Source organism: Raineyella fluvialis, assembly GCF_009646095.1.
GTDB lineage: Bacteria > Actinomycetota > Actinomycetes > Propionibacteriales > Propionibacteriaceae > Raineyella > Raineyella fluvialis.
Genome location: NZ_CP045725.1, coordinates 793,630 through 814,068 on the forward strand (window position 1 = coordinate 793,630; position 20,439 = coordinate 814,068).

The following is a 20,439-nucleotide window of genomic DNA, read 5'->3' on the forward strand; positions in this document are numbered from 1 at the left end:
ATGGTGATCCTGGTCACATGCGAAGTAAAGGCAGCGGACGCCCGTTGCCCGGAAGCCTCCACTCCGCCGGAGGAACCGTCCGGACGGCACCAAGGCCGAGCCACGCGGCCATCAGCTCCAGCTCTCCGAGCAGCGCGGGACTGACCACCGCCGGGTCAGTGCCCTCCTCCAGCCAGGCGGACCGGACGACCAGCTCGCCGGTTTGCCGGTCGGCCTTGATGTCGACCCGGGCGACCAGCCGCTCACCGAGCAGGAACGGGTAGACGTAGTAGCCGTACCGGCGGCGCGGCCCGGGGACATAGATCTCCAGGCCGTAGTCGAAATCGAACAGCCCCCGCAGCCGGCGACGCTCGAAGACCAGGGAGTCGAACGGGCTCACCACGGCCGAGGCCTCGATCCGCCGCGGGCGCCGGGCCTCGTGCCACAGCCACGCCTGCCGGGTCCACCCGGGCACCTCAACCGGGATCAGCTCCCCGGACTGCTCGAGCGCGGCGACCGCCGCCGCGGTCTCCGCGCGGTCGAGCCGGAAGTAGTCGGTCAGGCAGCCCAGCGAGCCGATGCCCAGGGCTGCCGCCGCCCGACGGACCAGTGTGACGACCGCTTCGGGATCCGTCGGCGTGAGGGCGCTCGCCACGTCGCCCGGCAACACCCTTGCTGGCAGGTCGAAGACCCGCTCGAACTGTGGCGTACGACGGGCGACCGAGATCTGCCCCGACCACAACAGCCACTCGGTGGCGGCCTTGACCTCCGACCAGTTCCAGCCCCAGCGCGGCGGGCGCCCTCCCGGCACGGGGACCTCGTCGGCCAGTCGGACCTCGAGCTGCCGGGCGGTGCCGGGCCCCCTGCCGACCTCGGCGAGCACGGCGGCCACGAGCTCGGGATGCTCGTGGCGGACCCGCTGCATGCCGCCCCAGGCCTCGTCCTCGGCCCGGGCCATCCGGAAGCGCAACGACGGCTCGAGCCGTACGTCGACCAGGCTCGCCGCGTGGCCCCAGTACTCGAAGAGGCGGCGCGGCGCGGCCCCTCCCGCCCGATCGAGCAGGCCGGTGTCGTACGGTCCGAGGCGGCTGAAGAGAGGCAGGTAGTGGGCCCGCTGCACGACGTTGACGGAGTCGATCTGGAATTGCGCGACCCGGTCGAGGATGCGCTGGAGGTGGCGCATCGTCACCGGCCCGGCCAACGGACGGGCCGCGCCGAAGCCCTGCGCAGCCAGGGCGATCCGCCGCGCCGCCGGGAGCGACACGATCCCCGCGGGAGGACGCCGAAGGCCCCCGGTCATTGACCGGGGGCCTTCAGGGATACGTGACGCGGAGGTCAGCGAATCACGGAGATGTTGGCCGCCTGCATGCCCTTGGGGCCCTCGACGGTCTCGAACTCGACCCGATCGCCCTCGTTGAGCGAGCGGTAGCCGTTGGAGTTGATGGCGGAGAAGTGAGCGAAAACGTCGGGGGAGCCGTCCTCGGGTGCGATGAAGCCGAAGCCCTTCTCGGCGTTGAACCACTTGACGGTACCGGTGTTCATGTAAATCTATGTCCTTCAGATGGGAGGTTTTACTGGGCAGATCGTACCACCCAGTGGGGTGATGCTGGTCAGACGCCTTCCCAGAAAGACTGTCCACCCTGGCTGGGTGTCCTGCTTGTCCAGATACTGCGAACCGCACAACTGTGATTCATCCTACAACCGTAGGGGTCATGGACCTAATCCTGGTGCAACAGTGGTCCCATGACACCGTTCCGCGGCTTCGCCCCGGTCGCCCTCGAGTTCTATCGCGGGCTGGAGGCCGACAACTCCCGGGCGTACTGGCAGGCCCATCGGGAGACGTACGAGCAGGCGGTCCGCGCGCCGATGGAGGCCCTCCTCGCCGAGCTGACCGATGCCTTCGGCGACGCGAAGGTCTTCCGCCCCAACCGGGATGTCCGGTTCAGCAACGACAAGTCCCCGTACAAGACCCACCTGGGCGCGTACGTGGGGACGGCGCCCGCGACCGGCTGGTACCTGGAGCTCTCCGCCCTCGGGATGCACACCGGCGCCGGCTTCTACCACGCCTCGTCCGAGGGTCTCGCCGCATTGCGGGAGCGGATCGACGAGGACGGCGAGGAACTCGAGGCGATCGTGGCGGCGTTGCGCGAGGACGGTTGGCAGATCGGCGGGGACACACTGAAGACCGCACCGAAGGGCTGGAGCGTCGACCACCCCCGGATCGACCTGCTGCGTCACAAGACCCTCTCGGCGGCCCGTCAGGTCGAGGACGAGGTGGTCTTCTCGGCCGACCTGGTCGACCGGGTGCGCGACGACTGGGAGGAACTACGCCCCCTGGTCACCTGGGTGTCACCCGCCCTGGAGGGGACGCTCAGATCCGAGTGACGGTCGCGCCGGTGGGTCGTCCCCCGTCGTACGGGATGACCGCGTGGAACGGCCGCGGATCGTCGTCGAAGAGCAGCGGCAGGAAGTGGCGGTCACCCTCCCACATGTCCAGCCCCATCAGGTCCTCCAGCGGGACCCAGGCCAACTCGCCCTCGGCGTTGCGCTCCGGCGGCTCGCCGTCGAAGTCGGTGACCAGGAAGACGAGACCGAACACGTGCCCCTCGGGGCCGGAGAATCCGGGCCAGTTCAGCGTGCCCCGCAGGGTCATCGCGGTCGGGACGATCCCCGCCTCCTCCCGCAACTCCCTGATGATGCAGGCACCCGCGTCCTCGCCCTGCTCGACCTTGCCGCCCAGGCCGTTCCACTTGCCGTACTGCTCGTCGGACTCCCGCGCGATCCGGTGGCACATGAGCACCCGGCCGTCACGGACGACGTAGGCAAGGGTGGTGAGGACGGGAGCGTATGGCACCAGCTGAGGGTACGACGACCAGACTCCGTAACCTGTAGTACTCCTCACGTAGGATGGGCCCGACATCGAGGGCGACGTGAGGAGACGATGTGGAGGCACTGCACGAGCCGCGGCTGGTCGGCGTGGGAGTGGGCCCGGGCGATCCCGAACTCATCACGGTGAAAGCGGTCCGGGCCCTCGAGGAGGCCGACATCATCCTCGTGCCCCGGACCGAGCGGTCGGCGAACACCGCCGGACGCGCCGACACGATCGTCACGACCGCCGTCCCGTCCGCCGCCGGACGGATCGTCGCCACACCCTTCAGCATGCGGGAGCGCAGCGGTGTCGGGCCGGAGCGCCGGGCCGCCTGGGCGGAGTCCCGCGACGCTGCGGTGCGGGCCTTCCGCGAGGGTGCCCGGACGGTGTGCTTCGCCACGGTCGGCGACCCCAGCGTGTATTCCACCTTCAGCTATCTCGCCGCGGAGGTCGCCGGCGAGATCGAGGACCTGCGGATCGAGGTCGTTCCCGGCATCACCGCCATGCAGGCGCTGGCGGCGGCGGGGCGTACGCCGCTGGTGGAAGGCCGCGAAGTGCTGGCCCTGGTCCCGGTCACCGGCGGGGTCGACGTGCTGACCGCCGCACTGGAGACGGCCGACACCGTGGTCGCCTACAAGGCCGGCCGGCACCTGCCCGAGGTCCTGGACGCCATCGCGGCGACCCGCCCCGAGCACGACGTGACGATCGGCACCGATGTCGGGCTGGCCGGGGAAGTGCTGAGGGACGGCAAGGACCCGGCGGCCCGCGAGGCCGCGCCCTACTTCAGTACGGTCCTCGTCACCCCCGCCCGCCCCACGACGGGGGGCCGGTTGTGACCGGGCTCGTGGTGTTCGTCGGCGCCGGTCCCGGCGCGGCGGACCTGATCACCGTCCGCGGCGCACGGGTCGTGGCCGAGGCCGACATCGTCATCTGGGCCTCCAGCCTCGTCCACCCCGACATCGTCGCCGCCGCACGGCCCGACGCCGAGATCATCGACTCGGCGGCCCTCCCCTGGAGGCGCTGCGTCCCACCCTCGAGCGCGCCCGCGACGAAGGCCTGCTCGTGGCCCGGGTGCACACCGGCGACCCGTCGATCTACGGCGCGATGGGCGAGCAACGCGAGCTCTGCGACGAGATCGGGATCGGCTACGAGACCGTCCCCGGCGTGTCGGCGTTCTCGGCCGCCGCGGCGCGCGCCGACGTGGAGATCACCGTCCCCCAGGTCTCGCAGTCCCTGGTCCTCACCCGCCTCGAGGGTGGCCGGACGCCGATGCCGGACCGAGAGACCGTACGGTCCTTCGCCGAGCACGGCACCACGATGGCGCTCTACCTCTCGGCGGCCCGCAACAAGGTGCTCCAGGAGGAACTGCTGGCCGGCGGCTACCCGGCGGACACCCCGTGCATCATCGGCTACCGGGTCACCTGGCCGGACGAGCTCATGCTGCGCTGCGCGCTGAGCGAACTGTCCGCGACGATGCGCGAGCACAAGCTGTGGAAGCACACGGTCGTCCTCGTCGGCCCCGCCCTCCGCGAGGGGCCGAGCGGCACCCGCAGCCACCTCTACCACCCAGGGTTCCGCCACGCCTACCGGGCCGCGGACCCATCGGCCGCCGCCACCCTGACCCCGAAGGAGACCCGCGTATGAGCCGGGAAGTCGCAGCCGCCCGCATCGGCCAGGTGACCAACAGCCCCGCCACGCGGCGCCACGCCGACCGGATCGACCAGATCCTCGAGCGGGAGACGCTGCGGTTCGACGGACCGGCCTCGACCGGGCTGCCCGCGGCCTGGCATTCCTGCGATCTGATCGTCAGCCATCTGGCGCTGGGGGCGACGACAAGGATCATCGCTCCGCTGCTGGTCGACAAGACCCACGATCCGGGCGTGGTGGTGCTCGACGAGGCAGGCAGGTTCGCGATCCCCGTGGTCGGCGGTCACTCCGGCGCGGCGAACGCCCTGGCCCGGGTCCTCGCCGACGGGATGGGTGCCGTCCCCGTCCTGACCACCGCCACCGACGCCCTCGGGCTGCCGGCGCTCGACATGCTGGGCTGGCCCTGGTCCGGTGATCTGGCCCGGGTGACCCGGGCGATCCTCGACGGCAGGCCCGTACGGCTCGACCGGACCAGCCCCTGGCCACTGCCACCGCTGCCGGACAACGTCTCCGAGGACTGCGAGTCCCCACGTGCCCATGTGGTCGTCACCGACCTCGCCAAGGGGCCCTCTGCCGGCGCGGGGCTGCCCGAGGTGGTGGTGCACCCCCGGTCGCTGGTGGCCGGAATGGGCTGCAACCGCGGCACCACCGAGGAGCAGTTGGCCGGCCTGCTCGCCACCACCCTCGAGGAGGCGGGCCTGGCCCAGGACAGCATCGGCGCCCTGGCCAGCGTCGACGTCAAGGCCTCCGAGCCCGGACTGGTGGCACTGGCCGCGCGCCTGGGCGTCCCCCTGGTGACGTACACCGCCGACATGCTGGCCGCCCAGTCCGTCCCGCACCCCAGCCCCGTGGTCGACGGACACGTCGGCACCCCGAGCGTCGCCGAGGCGTCGGTCCTGGCCCATGGCGCGGACCTGGTCATCAGCAAGCGCCGCACCGCCGACGCCACCTGCGCGATCGGCCGGGTCGCGCCGCGCGGGCAGCTGAGTGTCGTCGGCCTCGGGCCCGGCGCCCGTGACCTGATCACGCCCCGGGCCCGGCACGCCGTCACCTCGGCAAGCGTCGTCGTCGGCTACGCACCCTATGTCGACCAGGTCCGCGACCTGCTGAGCCCCGGCACCACGGTGTACGCATCGGGGATGGGCACCGAGGAGGCCCGGAGCGCCTACGCCATCGCCGCGGCCCGGGAGGGGCGCCGGGTCGCGCTCGTCTGCTCCGGTGACCCGGCCCTCTACGCGATGGCCAGCCCCGTCCTGGAGCAGGGCACCGAGGGTGTCGACGTGGAGATCGTCCCGGGGGTGACCGCGAGCCTCGCCGTGTCGGCGATCCTCGGCGCGCCGCTCGGCCACGACCACGTCACGCTGTCGCTGTCCGATCTGCACACCGACTGGCCGACCATCGAACGGCGGCTGCAGGCCGCCGCGGAGGGCGACTTCGTCGTGGTGCTGTACAACCCACGCAGCCGCACCCGGACCACCCAACTGCCCCGTGCCCTGGAGATCCTCGGTGCGCACCGACCCGCCGACACCCCCGTCGCCGCGGTGCACGAGGCCTGCCGGCCGGACCAGCGGACGTACCTGGCGACGATGGAGACGTTCGACCCGACCTGGGTGGACATGAACTCACTCGTCGTCGTCGGCTCCTCGACGACCCGCTACACCACCAGCGGCGCCGGTGAGAAAGTCATGGTCACTCCCCGCGACTACACCTGGATGAGGCCATGACCATCGTCGAGAGGGCCCGCGAGGCGGCCCGCACCGCCCGTCCACCACTGGTCATCGCCGCCCACGGCACCCGCGATCCGGAGGGAGCCGCCGCGGCTCGCGCGCTGGCCGACCGGGTCCGCGAGGCGCTGCCCGGCATCGACGTCGGCCTCGGGTTCGTGGAACTCACCGCACCCGGTATCGCGGACGCGGTGGCCGCCGCGGCGAGCAGCGGTGCGGGCAGGGTGGTGGTGGTCCCGCTGATGCTGGGCAGCGGCGGCCATGTCCGCCGCGACATCCCCGAGGCGATCGAGGTCGGCCGCACCCGCGTGCCCGGCAGCACGGTGGCGTACGCCCCCCACCTCGGCCCGGACCCCCTCCTGCGGACCCTCACGCTGGACCGAATCCGCGCCGTGCTCGGCGACTGGTCCGCGGCGTCGACCACCATCGTGCTGGTCGGGCGCGGGTGCAGCATTGCCGAGACCAACGCCCAGCACGTCGCCCTGGCGCGCCTGGTGGAGGAGGAGGGTGGCTTCGACCGGGTGCTGCCCGCGTTCATCCAGGTGACCGGCCCGGATCTACCCGCCGCACTGGACCAGGCCGCGCTGCTCGGCGCGAAGCAGATCGTCGTCGTTCCGAACTTCCTCTTTCCCGGAGCGATGCGCACCTGGACCCGCGAACAGACCGCCGGATGGAGAAGTCACCACCCTAACGGGCCCGAGGTCCGCGTCGCCGAGGTGATCGGCCCCTGCGCCGAACTGGCCGCCGTCGTGGCCGAGCGCTACCGGGCGGAGGCCAGACGGCTGGACGACGCCGGTTCGACACCTGTCTATCTCAGTGGGCTGGTGCTGCGCGGTCGGGACGTCCTCATCGTCGGCGGCGGCCGGGTCGCGGAACGCCGGGTCATGGCGCTGCTCGATGCCGGTGCCCGGGTCCGGGTGGTGTCCCCGACGCTGACCGCGGTGCTCTCCGCGCTGGAACTGGCCGGGCGGATCACCTGGTCGGCCCGGGCATACCGGGCCGGTGACGTCGGCGAAGCCTGGTACGTGCTCGCGCTCAGCGACGACCCGGGGGTGAACACCCGGGTGGCGACGGAGGCCGAGACGGCGCACGCCTTCTGTGTCCGCGGGGACCACGCGGGCGGTGGCAGTGCCTGGACACCGGCGACGGGGCGCAGTGCCGGACTGCTCGTCGGTGTGGTGGGCCGGCGCGAACCCCGACGGACGGCGGCGGTCCGCGACGCGCTGGTCGAGACGGTCCGTACGCTGCCGGTCCCGGATCCGTTGGACTAGGCGGGGGCGCAGCGGCCGACCACCGCTCCCGCCCGGTCGACGCACACCACGTCCACCCGCACCGGCGCCTCGTCCAGGATCCGCTTGGCCTGGTCCCGCGCGGCGAGCGCGACGGCGTCACCGAGCGGTACGCCGGCGGCCGTGGCGACATGCAGGGCCTGCAGCCCGGTCCCGCTGGCGGCGACGGCCTCAGCGACGCCGGGATCCGCTCCGGCGACGGCGGCGAGCCGCCCCAGGAAGGAGAGGTCCAGCCGGGACCGGCCGGAGTGCAGGTCGAGATGGCCGTCGGCCAGCTTGGCGAACTTGGCGAAGCCCCCGCACAACGTCAGGCGCTCCACCGGGTGGCGGCGCAGGTGCTTGAGCACGGCCCCGGCGAAGTCGCCCATGTCGAGCAGGCCCACCTCGGGCAGGCGATAGAGGTCACGGACGGTCCGCTCCGACGTCGACCCGGTGGTCGCGGCGACGTGGGTGAGCCCACGGGCCCGGGCGACGTCGATGCCCAGCCGGATGCTGTCGATCCAGGCCGAACAGGAGTACGGGATCACCACGCCGGTCGTCCCCAGCACCGACAGGCCGCCGACGATGCCGAGGCGCCCGTTGAGGGTGTGCGAGGCCAGTTCCTCACCGTCGACGATGCCGACGCTCACCTCGAGGTCGGGCGTACGCCCCCCGGCCACCACCGCCAGGTTGTCCCGGATCATCGCCCGGGGTGCCGGATTGATGGCGGGCTCCCCCACCGTCAGCTGCAGCCCCGCCCGGGTGATCGTGCCGACCCCCGGGCCGGCGCGGAAGACGACCCCCTCCCCCGTCGGCAGGGATCGTACGGTCACCTCGACGACCGCGCCGTGGGTGACGTCCGGGTCGTCCCCGGCGTCCTTCGTGACGGCCGCGGTCGCGGCGACGACCCGGCCGTTGTCGTCACGGTCCAGGTGGTGGCGGGTGAGCGCGAAGGCAGGCGTACGGCCCTGCGGGAGCCGGACCACCACCGGGTCGGGGAACTCCGCGCCGACCAGCGCGACGTAGGCCGCCGTGGCGGCCGCGGTGGCGCAGGCGCCGGTGGTCCAGCCGGGCCGCAGCCCGGACGTCTCCAGCTGCCCGCGCCGGCCCCCTGTCATCGGAGCGACAGGGTTCACCGGATCGACATGGCGTTGACCGCTGCTGCCGCGACCGCGCTCCCGCCCCGTCGGCCGAGCAGCGTGAGGTATTCCAGGCCCCAGGGGTTGGCGGCCAAGGCCTCCTTGGAGCGGTCCGCCCCGACGAAACCGACCGGGATCCCCACGATCGCCGCCGGGCGGGGGCCACCGGCGCCGATGGTCTCGAGCAGGTGGAAGAGAGCGGTCGGGGCGTTACCGATCGCCACGATCGCCCCCTCCAGGCGCTCGGCCCACAGGTCGATGGCCGCGGCGGCCTTCGTGGTGCCGAGGCGGCGGGCCAGCTCCGGCAGCTGGGGGTCGGCGAGGCGGCAGATCACCTCGTTGTCGGCCGGCAGCGTGGAGCGGATGATCCCGTGGGCCACCATGGTCGAGTCGCACAGGATCGGCGCCCCTGCGGCCAGGGCCTCACGGCACGCGGCGACCACCCCGGGCGAGTACCGCAGGTCGTCGACGATGTCCGGCTGGGCCGAGGCATGCACCATCCGGACGGCCACATGGGCGACGTCCGCGGGCAGGTGCTCCAGGCGCGTCTCGCTGCGGATGATCGCGAACGATTCCCGGTAGATGTCCGCGCCGTCACGCAGATAGTCGTACGGGGGGTGGAGGGCAGGTGTCGGGGCCACCCCCCGACTATAACGACACGGTGTAGTACTCAGACGGCCGGTGCCAACTCCGGGTTGATGTTGTGGTTGGAGCGGAACAGGTTGGTCGGGTCCCAGCGACCCTTGAGCTCGACGAGCCGGGAGTACTTGTCCTGCCCGAAGCCGGCCAGCAGGTCGTGGTGGCTGGTTCCGGGCTCGAAGTTGAGGTACGTGCCGCCGGTGGTCGCCGGTGCGAACGCCGCCGAGAACTTCGCCACCCAGTCCAATTCGTAGGCGTCCTCGGCCGTCGTCAGCCAGCACGCGATCGGGTGCGCCATGAATGGCGCCGCACGGTTCCCCGCCGCGGTGTCGTCCTCGGCGACGCGGCTGATGGCGCCACCGTTCTGGAAGACGAGGCCCTGGGTCAGCGGCGAGTGGATGTCGCGGCCGGCGGCGAGGTAGGGCCCCATCACCTCATCGCTGAAGCCGGTCAGGTGCAGGCCGCGGTGGTAGTTGCGGCCACCCTTCTGGTTGAAGGCGTCGACGATGGCCTGGAACGTGGTGTAGGGCATCGGCTGGACCAGGTCCATCCCGCCGGCCTGGGCGACGACCGACCGCAGCGGCGCCAGCGCCTCCGCGGCCTCCGTCTGGTCACCGAAGTGCCCGACCAGGAAGGCCAGCACGGGCGCCCCGATCAGTGGCGGCGGCACGAACTCGGCCGGCGGGGCGAGGATCGTGGCCGTCGCGGTGGAGACGTCCTCCGGGGCGGCGGCAGCGAATTCACGGTAGGCCTGCAGGAGTTGGACGGCGGACCCGTCGTCCATGTTGGGGACCACGAGCATGCCGGCGAGGACCAGCGGAGCGATCGGGTGCACCCGCAGTTCGTACGACATGACGACTCCGAAGTTGGCGCCGGCACCCCGGAGCCCCAGAGCAGGTCGGCGTTCTCCGTCTCCGAGGCGTGGACCAGCCGGCCGTCAGCCGTCACGACGTCCGCGCCGACCAGGTTGTCACAGGCGAGACCGTGCCGGCGCGACAGCCAGCCATAGCCACCCCCGAGCGTGAAACCACCGAGACCCGTCGTCGTCACCCGCCCACCGGGCGTCGCCAGGCCACGCAGTGTGGTCTCGCGATCGTATTCGCCCCACAACACCCCGGCCTGGGCCACGGCGACGCCTCGCTGCGGGTCGACGTGGACGCCCTTGAGGCTGGACAGGTCGATCAGCACACCGCCATCGCTGGCCGAGGTCCCGGCCACGGCGTGTCCGCCACATTTGACGACCAGTGGCAGACCGGAACTGCGGGCGTACGCGACGGCGTCGGCGACGTCGGCCGCACCCGTGGGCCGTACGATCAGCGCGGGGCGTCGGTCGATCGATGCGTTGTAGACCGCGCGGGCCCGGTCGTAGTCCGGATCTCCCGGACCGATGAGTTGTCCCTTGAATTCGGGGCTGATCGTCAGCCCCACCGCTGCCGATTCGGACATGTGTCGACTCCCTCGAACCTGTGACCTGGGTCACACCCCCGTGTTGTCAGGATCGGCCTTGTCGGCGAAGCAGAGGCTGAGAAGGAGCAGGCGCTCCGGGAGACGAGAAAGCCCCCGCCGGCAGGCACGAGGCTTTCCGACAGGGGCTTCAATCTGGCGCGCCCGGAGGGATTCGAACCCCCAACCTTCTGATCCGTAGTCAGATGCTCTATCCGTTAAGCTACGGGCGCTTACTCGTTCCAGGTGCTCCCTGCAACGAGTTAGAACAATAGACCTTCGCCGCAGCGAAGCCAAATCGGCACCTCAGGCACGCCACGTCAACAGGACCAGTGGTCCACTGGCAAGGCCCGGACCCGCCCCCTGCACCGAGGAATGGCACGCCTGCGTCCGATGGACCCCGCATGGTGACGGGGATCGACGCCACTTGTGATCTGTTTCACGTATACCTTTTGGCATAAGCTCTTGTAATACCAGTCGGTGCAGTGGCCTAGACTCTCTCCAACATCCACAGGCATCTGTCCTAGTCCCAGCCGGTTCATCCATCTCAATGAGGAGCGCACCGTGTCCGTTGACACCACTCAGGCACCCACCACCCATAAGGCCCTACTGGAGTGGGTCTCCGAGGTTGCGGCACTGACCGAACCCGACTCGATCTACTGGTGTGACGGCTCCCAGGAGGAGTACGACCGCCTCGGTGCCGAGCTCGTCGCCGCCGGCACTGCCATCCGCCTGAACGAGGACAAGAAGAAGAACTCGTACTACTTCGCCTCCGACCCCGACGACGTCGCCCGGGTCGAGGACCGTACGTTCATCTGCTCGCAGAATGAGGCCGACGCCGGCCCCACCAACAACTGGCGCGACCCGGCCGAGATGAAGGCCACGCTCACCGAGCTCTACCGCGGTTGCATGCACGGTCGGACGATGTACGTCATCCCGTTCTGCATGGGCCCCATCGACGCCGAGGACCCGACGTTCGGCGTGGAGATCTCCGACTCGGCCTACGTCGCGATGTCGATGCGGATCATGACCCGGATGGGCAAGGCTCCGCTCGAGGCGATGACCAAGGGCGGCGACCGCGCGTTCGTCCCCTGCCTGCACTCGGTCGGCTACCCGCTCGAGCCCGGCCAGGCCGACGTCGCCTGGCCGTGCAACACCGAGAAGTACATCGTCCACTTCCCCGAGGACCGCGCGATCTGGTCGTACGGCTCCGGCTACGGCGGCAACGCCCTGCTGGGCAAGAAGTGCTACTCGCTGCGCATCGCCTCGGTGATGGCCCGCGACGAGGGCTGGCTCGCCGAGCACATGCTGATCCTCAAGCTGACCTCGCCGGCGGGCAAGGTCTACCACATCGCCGGCGCCTTCCCGTCCGCCTGCGGCAAGACCAACCTGGCCATGATCGAGCCGACCCTGCCCGGCTGGAAGGCCGAGACCCTCGGTGACGACATCGCCTGGATGCGCTTCGACGAGGAGGGCTACCTGCGCGCCGTCAACCCGGAGAACGGCTTCTTCGGCGTGGCCCCCGGCACCGGCGAGTCGTCCAACCCGAACGCCATGAAGACGATCAACATCGGCAACTCGATCTTCACCAATGTCGCCCGTACGCTCGACGGCGACGTGTGGTGGGAGGGCATGACCGACGAGAAGCCGGCCGAGCTGATCGACTGGAAGGGCAACCCCTGGACCCCGGCCTCCGGGACCAAGGCCGCCCACCCGAACAGCCGCTTCACCACCCCGATGGAGCAGGCTCCGACGCTGGGTGCCGAGTGGAACGACGGCAAGGGCGTCCGCATCGACGCGATCCTCTTCGGTGGCCGCCGCGCTACCACCGTCCCGCTGGTGACCGAGACCTCCGACTGGGCGCACGGCGTCTTCATGGGGGCGACCTGCTCCTCGGAGACCACCGCCGCCGCCACCGGTGCGGTCGGCGTCGTCCGCCGCGACCCGATGGCGATGCTGCCCTTCATCGGCTACAACGCCGGTGACTACATCCAGCACTGGCTGGACATGCCGTCGCTGCACGAGAACGCGCACATGCCGAAGGTGTTCTACGTGAACTGGTTCCGCAAGTCCGCGGACGGCAAGTTCCTCTGGCCGGGCTTCGGCGACAACAGCCGCGTACTGGCCTGGATCGTCGGCCGCCTCGAGGGCACCGCCGACGCCGCCCGGACGCCGATCGGCTACGTCCCGACCCTCGACGCGATCGACCGCACCGGGATCGAGGACGAGGTCGACGACGCCACCATGGCCGAGGTGCTCAAGGTGGACACCGAGGAGTGGCAGCGTGAGCTCCCGCTGATCAAGGAGTGGTTCACCAAGCTCGGCGAGCGCCTGCCGCAGCAGCTGTGGAGTGACCTCGACCAGCTGAAGGCCGCTCTGGAGGCCTGACCCCTCCCTGGACGTGACCCCTCGAGCCGACGGCCCCGGCTCGGGGGGTCACCGCGTCAACAGGGCCACCAGTAGCGCGCTGCGCTGCACCAGGCTGGAGAAGAGGATGTGCTCGTCGAGAGCATGGGCTCCGCCTCCGCGGGGGCCGAAGCCGTCGACGGTCGGCACGCCGAGCGCACCGGTGAGATTCGTGTCGCCCGCCCCTGCCGCCTTCCGGTACCCCGGCGTCGGCAGGCCGAGGGCCGCCGCGATCGCACCGATCGATGCCGCCAGGGCGCGATCCGCCGATCCCGGCGCCCACGGGGGTCGATGACTGAGCACGTCCACCTCGAGTCGGGCACCCGCACGGATCGGACGCAATGCCCCTAAGGCCGCGAGCACGTCGTGCTCGGTGGCCGTATCGAGGAACCGCAGCCCCAGTTCACACTCCGCCGCCTCGGGCACGACGTTGGCCCGCCCGCCACCGGAGATGGTGCCGACGTTGCAGAGAACCTCGCTGCGTGCACTCGCCGTCGCCACCAGGCGCCGGATCCCGACGAGCTGGTCGACCAGTTCGTCGATCGCGGAGACCCCCGCCGTCGGATCGACCGCGGCGTGCGCGGCCCTGCCCCGTACGACGAGCCGGACCCGGGTGCTCCCCCGCCGGCCGACCTTGAGCGCACCGTCCTCGTGCGGCGACTCGAACCCGATCACGCCGGCGACCCCGTCGAGGCAGTCCCGGACGAGGTCCTGCGAGGTCGGTGACCCGGCCTCCTCGTCGCACACGATGACGATGCGCACCGGGCGGTGCGCCCGTGCGCGCAGCGCTTCCAGGGCGGTCAGCATGACGATGAGCCCGCCCTTCATGTCGTAGACACCGGGCCCCCGTACGACGTCACCCTCGACCGACCATGGCATCCGGTCGGCCAGGGTGCCGACCGGCCAGACCGTGTCGCAGTGGCCGACCAGCAGCAGCGGCGCGCGGCCGTCGCCGGCCACCTCGAGGCGCAGGTGCGTGCCGGCGATGCTCCGGACGAACTCGACCGTCGCCCCGACGTCTGCGAACCATCCGGCGAGGAGATCGGTGACCGCCGCGCTGGCGGCGGGGTCGAACGAAGGGGTCTCCACCTCCACGAGTTGACGCAGTCGCTCGAGTGCCGTCCGGGCCGCCATCGCGACTCCCTCCACTCGGCCTGCCGGGTGGTGACGGTCGACCTCGCCGCCACCACCCGGCTCCAGCCTGACGGTCAGGCGCCGGTGTCCATCGTCGACAGGTCGCCGACGTCCTCACCGAGCGCCTGGGCCTTGAGCACCCGGCGCATGATCTTGCCCGAGCGGGTCTTCGGCAGCGAGTCGACGAAGTCGATCACGTCCGGCTTGGCGATCGGGCTGAGGTGCTGGGCGACGTGCCTGCGGATGTCCTCGGCGAGCTCCGGGGAGCCCTTGAGACCGGCCCGCAGGATCGCGAAGGCGTGGATCCCCTGGCCCTTCACCTCGTGGGGCAGGCCGATGGCCGCCGACTCGATCACGTCGGGGTGCGAGTTCATCGCCGCCTCGACCTCAGCGGTACCGATCCGGTGGCCGGACACCTTGATCACGTCGTCGGTGCGCCCGACGATCCAGATGTAGCCGTCCTCGTCGATCCGGGCCGAGTCACCGGTGAGGTACGCGCCGGGGTATTTCGACCAGTACGTGTCGATGTAGCGCTTCTCGTCCTTGTAGAGCGTCCGCAGCATGGCCGGCCACGGCCGCTTGAGCACCAGCATGCCCTCGGTGCCGGTGGGCACCTCGTTGCCGTCGTCGTCGAGGACGGCGACCTCCTGGCCGAAGAACGGCTTGCCGGCCGATCCCGGCTTGAGCGGCAGCGACGGCGTGGGGGTGATCTGGAACATGCCGGTCTCGGTCTGCCACCAGGTGTCCATGATCGGGCTCTGGCCCTTGCCCACCACCGAGTGGAACCAGTGCCAGGCCTCGGGGTTGATCGGCTCGCCGACCGACCCGAGCAGGCGCAGCGAGGACAGGTCGTGACGGTTGGGCCAGGCGTCACCGAAGCGCATCAGGGAACGGATGGCGGTCGGGGCCGTGTAGAAGATCGAGATGCCGAAGTACTCGATCAACTGCCACCAGCGGTTCGGGTACGGGAAGGTCGGGCCCCCTCGAACATGAACGAGGTGGCCCCGTTGAGCAGCGGCCCGTAGAGACCGTACGAGTGCCCGGTGACCCAGCCCGGGTCGGCGGTGCACCAGTAGCGGTCCTCGTCTCGCAGGTCGAAGACGTACTTCGTGGTGGCGTACGTCCCCACCTGGTAGCCGCCGTGGGTGTGCACGATGGCCTTGGGATTGCCGGTCGAGCCCGAGGTGTAGAGCAGGAAGAGCGGGTCCTCGGCGTCCATCGGGACGGTCTCGCACTTGCCGTTGGCGATCGGCAACGACGTCAGGTCGTGGTACCAGTGGTCGCGCAGCGGGTCCATGGTGACTTCGGTGCCGGTGCGCCGGACGACGATGACGTTCTCGACAGTCGGGGAGAAGCGGATCGCTTCGTCGACGATCGACTTCATCGGGAAGACCGACCCGTTCACCCACGACCCGTCCGCGGTGATCAGCAGCTTGGACTCGGAGTTGTCGATCCGGTCGCGCAGGGCGTCGGACGAGTAGCCACCGAACACCACCGAGTGGACGGCGCCGATCTTGGCGCAGGCCAGCATGGCGAACCAGATCTCGGGGATCCGGGGCAGATAGATCGTGACGATGTCACCCTTGACCACGCCCATCGCCTTGAGGACGTTGGCCATCCGGTTGACCTCGCGGTTGAGCGCGTGGAAGGAGAACGTCCGAGGCTCGTTGCCGGTCTCGGGCACCCAGATCAGGGCCAGCTTGTTCTTCCGCGGCCCGTGCAGGTGGCGGTCGATGGCGTTCAGGACGATGTTGGTCCGGCCGCCCGTGAACCACTTGAAGAACGGAGCGTTCGAGTCGTCCAGCACGTCCTGATAGGGCTCGAACCACTCGAGTTCGGCGGCCTGCTCGGCCCAGAAGCCGAGCGGGTCACGACCCGCCTCCTCGGCCAGTCGTGCGTGAGGCGGTACGGTCTCGTCCTCGAGGATGCTGCTGGGGGTTGGATGGCGTCGCTCTCGCGGAGGCCCATGGGTTCTCCCTTCCTTCTCTCCAGGGGGGCGCCCGCGTGCCGAACGGCGGATCGCACAGCGTTGTGCGCCCAAGTGTGAGGGACTCTAGCGGCGCGGGGGGCAGTTGGACAGACCAATAGCCCTCAGGACGGCACGCGGAGACGAACAACCCCCCGGACCGATGATCCGGGGGGCTGCAGGTGGCGGAGGCGGCGGGATTTGAACCCGCGATGGGATTTAAGTCCCAAACCCGCTTAGCAGGCGGGCGCCATAGACCGGACTAGGCGACGCCTCCAAGTACCGAGGGATCATGCTACCGATTCCGCCCCGACCGGTCCAACCGGGACCCCGTCCGGTGTCTGCGGCTCCGCATGTCGCGTTACATTGGGGGGAACTGATCCTTGACTCCCGGAGAACCGATGGACCCTCAGCACGACCGGCTGCGCGCCGACTCCTTCTCGGTCGCCTCCGGGTGGACGGTCCTCACGGCCGTGTTCCCCGGGATCGGACTGATCCGCGCCGGTCACCGCGCCCTCGGGAACCTGGTCATCGGGCTCGCCATCGGCGCTCTCGCGGCCCTGGGCGTGCTGATCGCCGTCCGCCGCGAGTGGGCCCTGGCGATGCTGGTCAACCCCACGTTCCTCCGGGTGACCGGTGTCGTGCTCGGCGCCATGGCGCTGCTGTGGATCCTCGCCATCGTCGCCGTCCACCTACGGATCCGGCCGCTGCCGATCCAGACCTGGCAGCGCTGGGCCGGATTCGCGATGGTGACCGTGCTCACCTTCGCCGTGGGTGCGCCATCCGCCGTGGGAGCCCGCTACGCCTGGTCCCAGGCGGACCTGGTGACCAGCGTTTTCGGCGGCAACACGGCGCCGACGACCGGCGGCGTCCCGCAGGCCTGGAAGAGCAAGGGCCGCCTCAACGTCCTGCTGCTCGGTGGCGACTCCGGTCCGGACCGCACCGGCATGCGGACCGACACCGTGATGGTCGCCTCGATCGACACCACCACCGGCGACACCGTCTTCTTCGGCCTGCCGCGCAACACCGCCCGGATGCCGTTCCCCGACGGCCCGCTGCGCAAGGCCTACCCGAACGGCTGGTACGACGGCCACAACGCCGACGACCCGATGTTCATGCTCAACGCGATGTACGAGTTCGTGCCGGAGCAGCACCCGGAACTCTTCCCCGACAAGACCCACGCCGGTGGCAACGTGATGAAGGCGTCGGTGGGCGAGGCCCTCGGTCTGCCGATCGACTACTACGCCGTCGTCGACCTCGCCGGGTTCGAGCGGCTGATCGACGCGATGGGCGGGGTGACCGTCAACATCAACTCCTACATCCCGATGGGCGGCAGCACCGACACGCACACGCCGCCCAAGCAGTGGCTCTCCCCCGGCGCGAACCAGCACCTCGACGGCAACCAGGCCCTCTGGTACGCCCGCGGCCGGTTCGGCTCGGACGACTTCCAGCGGATGGCCCGGCAGCGCTGCGTCCTGAGCGCGCTCGCCGACCAGGCCAACGTGCCGAACCTGCTCAGCCGCTACGAGGCCATCGCCCGGGAGTTCCAGGGCGTGGTGACCACGGACGTCCCCCAGGGAGACCTGGCGTCGGTGCTCAACCTCGCCCTGCTGATGCGGTCCGGCAACACCCGCTCGATCGTGTTCACCAACGGCACCGCCGGCTTCCACTCGGCGCACCCGGACTTCGCCCTGATGAAGACGCAGGTGCAGGAGGCGATCAAGGAGTCGGCACGCAAGGCCACCCCCTCCCCGGCCGCGTCCTCGGCTCCCGCTGCCAGCACCGAGGCGACTCCCGCCCCACCCCGACCCCGACGAGCACCCGCAAGGCCACCAGCAAGGCGACGACCCCGACGCCCACGCCGACGTCCGAGGCGACCGAGGCCAGCGTCAATGTCCGCGCCGTCTGTGCGTACGATCCGGTGGCCGCACAGGAAGCGGTCGCGAACCCGCCGTACTGGGTGAAGTGAACGTCAGTCGAGTCGGCCGTACGCCGCGCGCATCCGCTCGGTGACCTCCTCGGCGAGGCGCTCGAAGTCCCCACGCCGGCCGGGGTCGAGCACCGGCACCCGGTCCGGGCGCTCCTCGTCGTCGCGCGGGTAGAGGCGCAGTTCGTCGTCGGTCACCGTGGCCCGGGTGATGTCGGTCCAGTCACGGGCCGACGTACGCCCGAGTGCGGCGAGCTGGTAGCCGGAGTCGGTGAGGGAGATGCGTACGCGTCCCCGCGAGGCGACGAGGAACGCGAGGGCCCCCTGGAGGGCACCGAGCACCACCAGCACCACCGCGATCACGACCACGACGACGTGCCAGTGTGCTGCCGTCGCCACCACCAGCAGCAGCCCGCCCACGATCAACAGGCCTGCGGCGATGCCGAAGGCGCGGGCGGGCAGCGCTGCATCGAGGCGGTAGGTGTTCACGCGGCGAGAGTGGGATTCGAACCCACGGAACGGTCACCCGCTCGGCCGCTTTCAAGGCGGCTGCACTAGTCCACTATGCGATCTCGCCAATGAGGATCAGGGTCGATCCTAGCGAAGCCCGTGTGCAAGGCTGGGACCATGCTCATGCGCGCGATTCTCGCCCCCGAACCAGGCGGCCCCGAAGCACTCCAGTTGGCGCAGATCGAGCGCCCTGCGCCGGGCCCGGGCGAGGTCCTGGTGCGCGTCGTCGCCGCCGGGGTGAACCGCGCGGACATCCTCCAGCGCCAGGGCCACTACCCCCGCCGCCGGGCCACCCGGACATCATCGGCCTGGAGGTCGCCGGCATCGTCGCCGAACTCGGTCCCGACGTCCGCGGCTGGCAGCCAGGTCAGGAGTGCCTCGTACTGCTCGCGGCCGGCGGCTACGCCGAGTACGTCGTGGCCCCCGCCGGGCAGCTGGTCCCGCCGCCCCCGGGCCTCGATCCCATCGAGGCGGCCGGCATCCTCGAGGTCGCCGCGACCGTCGTCTCCAACATGGACCTGGTCCATCTCACTGCCGGCGAGACGCTGCTGGTGCACGGTGGCGCGGGTGGCATCGGGTCGTTCGCCATCCAGTACGCCAAGGGCCTCGGCTGCACCGTGCTGACCACCGCGGGGTCGGCGGAGAACCTGGACTACTGCCGATCCCTCGGGGCGGACCACGCCATCGACTACCACGACGACTGGGTGGCGGCGGTGAAGGAGGTCACCGGGCGACACGGTGCGGACGTCATCCTCGACATCATGGGCGCCAAGTACCTGCCCCTGAACGTCCGTGCCCTGGCGATCGGCGGGCGCCAGGTGACAATCGGTCTGCAGGGTGGCCGCAGGGGCGAGCTCGACATGGGAGTCCTGCTCAACAAGCGCGCCTCGATCCATGCCACGTCACTGCGCTTCCGTCCGGTCGCGGAGAAGGCGGAGATCTGCGGCCGGGTGGCCAAGGTGGTCTGGCCGATGCTCGCCGAGGGGATCATCCGCCCCCTGAAGACCGAGCGGGTGCCGTTCACCGAGGCACGCCGGGCCCACGAGATGATGGAGGCGCCCGGTCATCGCGGCAAGATCGTCCTCGTCGTCGACGCGGACGCCGTTGCTCCTAGACTCGACGCATGAGCGAGGAGCCGCAGGGCAGCGCCGCCGAGGACGCCAACGGGGAAGCGCAGGTACTGGCCGGTCGTACGGACGACGGGCGGGTGTACGTGGTCGGCCCGGAGCAGATGGCGGTGACGGGCCCGGACGGGGCCGAGGAGTCGCAGAACGGGTCGGTCACCGACCAGGTCGAACAGCCGGCGAAGGTGATGCGGATCGCGACAATGATCCAGCGCCTCCTCGACGAGGAGCGCACCGCACCCCTCGACGACGCCAGTCGGCAACGGCTGGCCGAGCTCCACGCCAGCTCCGTCGCCGAGCTCAAGGACGGGCTGAGTCCCGACCTCGCGGCGGAACTGGAGCGCCTGTCGCGACCGTTCACCCCCGCTCACACACCCTCGGACGACGAACTGCGGATCGCCCAGGCCCAGCTGGTCGGCTGGCTCGAGGGGCTCTTCCAGGGCATCCAGACCGCCCTGGTCGCCCAGCAGATGGCCGCCCGGGCGCAACTCGAGCGTGGCCGCCGGGAGCTGCCCAACCAGCAGGGTCCCGCCCCGCAACACCCGATGCCCGGTCAGAACCCGGGTCAGGGAGGCATGTACCTCTAGCGTTCACCTTCCGTCCCCCGACCTTTCATCTGGTCAGGGAACCATCCCCCGGTGTACGGAGTCCAACGCACGGACAA

The 20,439-nt window shown here is 70.6% G+C and carries 17 protein-coding genes, 3 tRNA genes and 3 pseudogenes; 9 read left to right on the top strand and 14 right to left on the bottom strand.

Features of this window, described 5'->3' with window-relative positions; genetic code table 11:
- Window positions 1–13: 13 nt before the first annotated feature.
- Window positions 14–1,279: a winged helix-turn-helix domain-containing protein gene (locus Rai3103_RS03630; protein ID WP_153571435.1), complete on the bottom strand. Its 1,266-nt coding sequence runs from the start codon at window positions 1,277–1,279 to the stop codon at window positions 14–16.
- Window positions 1,280–1,314: 35 nt separating this feature from the next.
- On the bottom strand, window positions 1,315–1,521 hold the full coding sequence (locus Rai3103_RS03635) for a cold-shock protein (protein ID WP_153571436.1): 207 nt from the start codon (window positions 1,519–1,521) through the stop codon (window positions 1,315–1,317).
- Window positions 1,522–1,722: 201 nt separating this feature from the next.
- Between Rai3103_RS03635 and Rai3103_RS03640 the strand changes: the two genes are divergently transcribed.
- Window positions 1,723–2,364 carry a DUF2461 domain-containing protein gene (locus Rai3103_RS03640; protein WP_153571437.1) on the top strand — a complete coding sequence of 214 codons (642 nt, stop codon included), beginning with the start codon at window positions 1,723–1,725 and terminating at the stop codon, window positions 2,362–2,364.
- On the opposite strand, the gene Rai3103_RS03645 is transcribed toward Rai3103_RS03640, so the two are convergent.
- Window positions 2,351–2,833: an NUDIX hydrolase gene (locus tag Rai3103_RS03645; RefSeq protein WP_153571438.1), complete on the bottom strand. Its 483-nt coding sequence runs from the start codon at window positions 2,831–2,833 to the stop codon at window positions 2,351–2,353. The genes Rai3103_RS03640 and Rai3103_RS03645 overlap by 14 nt on opposite strands.
- A gap of 89 nt (window positions 2,834–2,922) precedes the next feature.
- On the opposite strand from Rai3103_RS03645, the gene cobI reads away from it, so the two are divergent.
- From cobI to Rai3103_RS03665, 4 genes and pseudogenes are all read left to right on the top strand, one after another.
- Window positions 2,923–3,684 (top strand): precorrin-2 C(20)-methyltransferase, encoded by a 762-nt coding sequence (cobI, locus tag Rai3103_RS03650; protein ID WP_153571439.1) that lies wholly within the window; start codon window positions 2,923–2,925, stop codon window positions 3,682–3,684.
- A gap of 11 nt (window positions 3,685–3,695) precedes the next feature.
- Window positions 3,696–4,492: pseudogene (gene cobM, locus Rai3103_RS03655) on the top strand (precorrin-4 C(11)-methyltransferase).
- Window positions 4,489–6,219, top strand: coding sequence for a precorrin-3B C(17)-methyltransferase (cobJ, locus tag Rai3103_RS03660; protein ID WP_153571440.1), 1,731 nt, complete (start codon window positions 4,489–4,491; stop codon window positions 6,217–6,219). Before cobM ends, cobJ begins: the two are co-directional and overlap by 4 nt.
- On the top strand, window positions 6,216–7,490 hold the full coding sequence (locus Rai3103_RS03665) for a CbiX/SirB N-terminal domain-containing protein (RefSeq protein WP_153571441.1): 1,275 nt from the start codon (window positions 6,216–6,218) through the stop codon (window positions 7,488–7,490). Before cobJ ends, Rai3103_RS03665 begins: the two co-directional genes overlap by 4 nt.
- On the opposite strand, the gene Rai3103_RS03670 is transcribed toward Rai3103_RS03665, so the two are convergent.
- The 5 genes from Rai3103_RS03670 to Rai3103_RS03690 form a co-directional block, all read right to left on the bottom strand.
- The gene (locus Rai3103_RS03670) at window positions 7,487–8,605 is read right to left on the bottom strand and encodes a cobalt-precorrin-5B (C(1))-methyltransferase (protein WP_153571442.1); all 1,119 of its coding nucleotides are present in this window, start codon (window positions 8,603–8,605) and stop codon (window positions 7,487–7,489) included. The two genes, Rai3103_RS03665 and Rai3103_RS03670, sit on opposite strands and share 4 nt — an antisense overlap.
- A 14-nt stretch (window positions 8,606–8,619) precedes the next feature.
- A complete protein-coding gene (locus Rai3103_RS03675) occupies window positions 8,620–9,267 on the bottom strand; it encodes a precorrin-8X methylmutase (RefSeq protein ID WP_153571443.1) in 648 nt (215 codons plus the stop codon).
- A 29-nt stretch (window positions 9,268–9,296) separates the two neighbouring features.
- Window positions 9,297–9,815 (bottom strand): BBE domain-containing protein, encoded by a 519-nt coding sequence (locus Rai3103_RS18675; RefSeq protein WP_338420090.1) that lies wholly within the window; start codon window positions 9,813–9,815, stop codon window positions 9,297–9,299.
- A gap of 104 nt (window positions 9,816–9,919) precedes the next feature.
- Window positions 9,920–10,711 carry an FAD-binding oxidoreductase gene (locus Rai3103_RS17385; protein WP_153571445.1) on the bottom strand — a complete coding sequence of 264 codons (792 nt, stop codon included), beginning with the start codon at window positions 10,709–10,711 and terminating at the stop codon, window positions 9,920–9,922.
- A gap of 154 nt (window positions 10,712–10,865) precedes the next feature.
- Window positions 10,866–10,941: transfer RNA gene (locus Rai3103_RS03690), tRNA-Arg, on the bottom strand.
- A 331-nt stretch (window positions 10,942–11,272) separates the two neighbouring features.
- On the opposite strand from Rai3103_RS03690, the gene Rai3103_RS03695 reads away from it, so the two are divergent.
- The gene (locus Rai3103_RS03695; RefSeq protein ID WP_153571446.1) at window positions 11,273–13,096 is read left to right on the top strand and encodes a phosphoenolpyruvate carboxykinase (GTP); all 1,824 of its coding nucleotides are present in this window, start codon (window positions 11,273–11,275) and stop codon (window positions 13,094–13,096) included.
- A 48-nt stretch (window positions 13,097–13,144) separates the two neighbouring features.
- On the opposite strand, the gene Rai3103_RS03700 is transcribed toward Rai3103_RS03695, so the two are convergent.
- The 4 genes and pseudogenes from Rai3103_RS03700 to Rai3103_RS03715 all read right to left on the bottom strand — a co-directional run bounded on the left by Rai3103_RS03700 (window position 13,145) and on the right by Rai3103_RS03715 (window position 16,491).
- Window positions 13,145–14,248 carry a M20/M25/M40 family metallo-hydrolase gene (locus Rai3103_RS03700; protein ID WP_153571447.1) on the bottom strand — a complete coding sequence of 368 codons (1,104 nt, stop codon included), beginning with the start codon at window positions 14,246–14,248 and terminating at the stop codon, window positions 13,145–13,147.
- A 74-nt stretch (window positions 14,249–14,322) separates the two neighbouring features.
- Window positions 14,323–14,841 carry an AMP-binding enzyme gene (locus Rai3103_RS18950; protein WP_422396033.1) on the bottom strand — a complete coding sequence of 173 codons (519 nt, stop codon included), beginning with the start codon at window positions 14,839–14,841 and terminating at the stop codon, window positions 14,323–14,325.
- 36 nt (window positions 14,842–14,877) lie between these two features.
- A pseudogene (locus tag Rai3103_RS03705) lies at window positions 14,878–16,289 on the bottom strand (AMP-binding protein); the annotation flags it as partial.
- Between the two features lie 108 nt (window positions 16,290–16,397).
- A tRNA-Ser gene (locus tag Rai3103_RS03715) sits at window positions 16,398–16,491 on the bottom strand.
- Window positions 16,492–16,615: 124 nt separating this feature from the next.
- On the opposite strand from Rai3103_RS03715, the gene Rai3103_RS03720 reads away from it, so the two are divergent.
- Window positions 16,616–18,178: an LCP family protein gene (locus tag Rai3103_RS03720; RefSeq protein ID WP_153571448.1), complete on the top strand. Its 1,563-nt coding sequence runs from the start codon at window positions 16,616–16,618 to the stop codon at window positions 18,176–18,178.
- A gap of 8 nt (window positions 18,179–18,186) precedes the next feature.
- On the opposite strand, the gene Rai3103_RS03725 is transcribed toward Rai3103_RS03720, so the two are convergent.
- Entirely contained in the window at window positions 18,187–18,630 is a 444-nt protein-coding gene (locus tag Rai3103_RS03725) for a hypothetical protein (RefSeq protein ID WP_153571449.1), read from the bottom strand.
- A 1-nt stretch (window position 18,631) separates the two neighbouring features.
- A tRNA-Ser gene (locus Rai3103_RS03730) sits at window positions 18,632–18,718 on the bottom strand.
- 56 nt (window positions 18,719–18,774) lie between these two features.
- On the opposite strand from Rai3103_RS03730, the pseudogene Rai3103_RS03735 reads away from it, so the two are divergent.
- Together Rai3103_RS03735 and Rai3103_RS03740 are read left to right on the top strand one after the other, a co-directional pair.
- Window positions 18,775–19,778: pseudogene (locus tag Rai3103_RS03735) on the top strand (NAD(P)H-quinone oxidoreductase).
- Entirely contained in the window at window positions 19,775–20,362 is a 588-nt protein-coding gene (locus tag Rai3103_RS03740; RefSeq protein WP_153571450.1) for a bacterial proteasome activator family protein, read from the top strand. Before Rai3103_RS03735 ends, Rai3103_RS03740 begins: the two are co-directional and overlap by 4 nt.
- The last annotated feature ends 77 nt before the right edge of the window (window positions 20,363–20,439 follow it).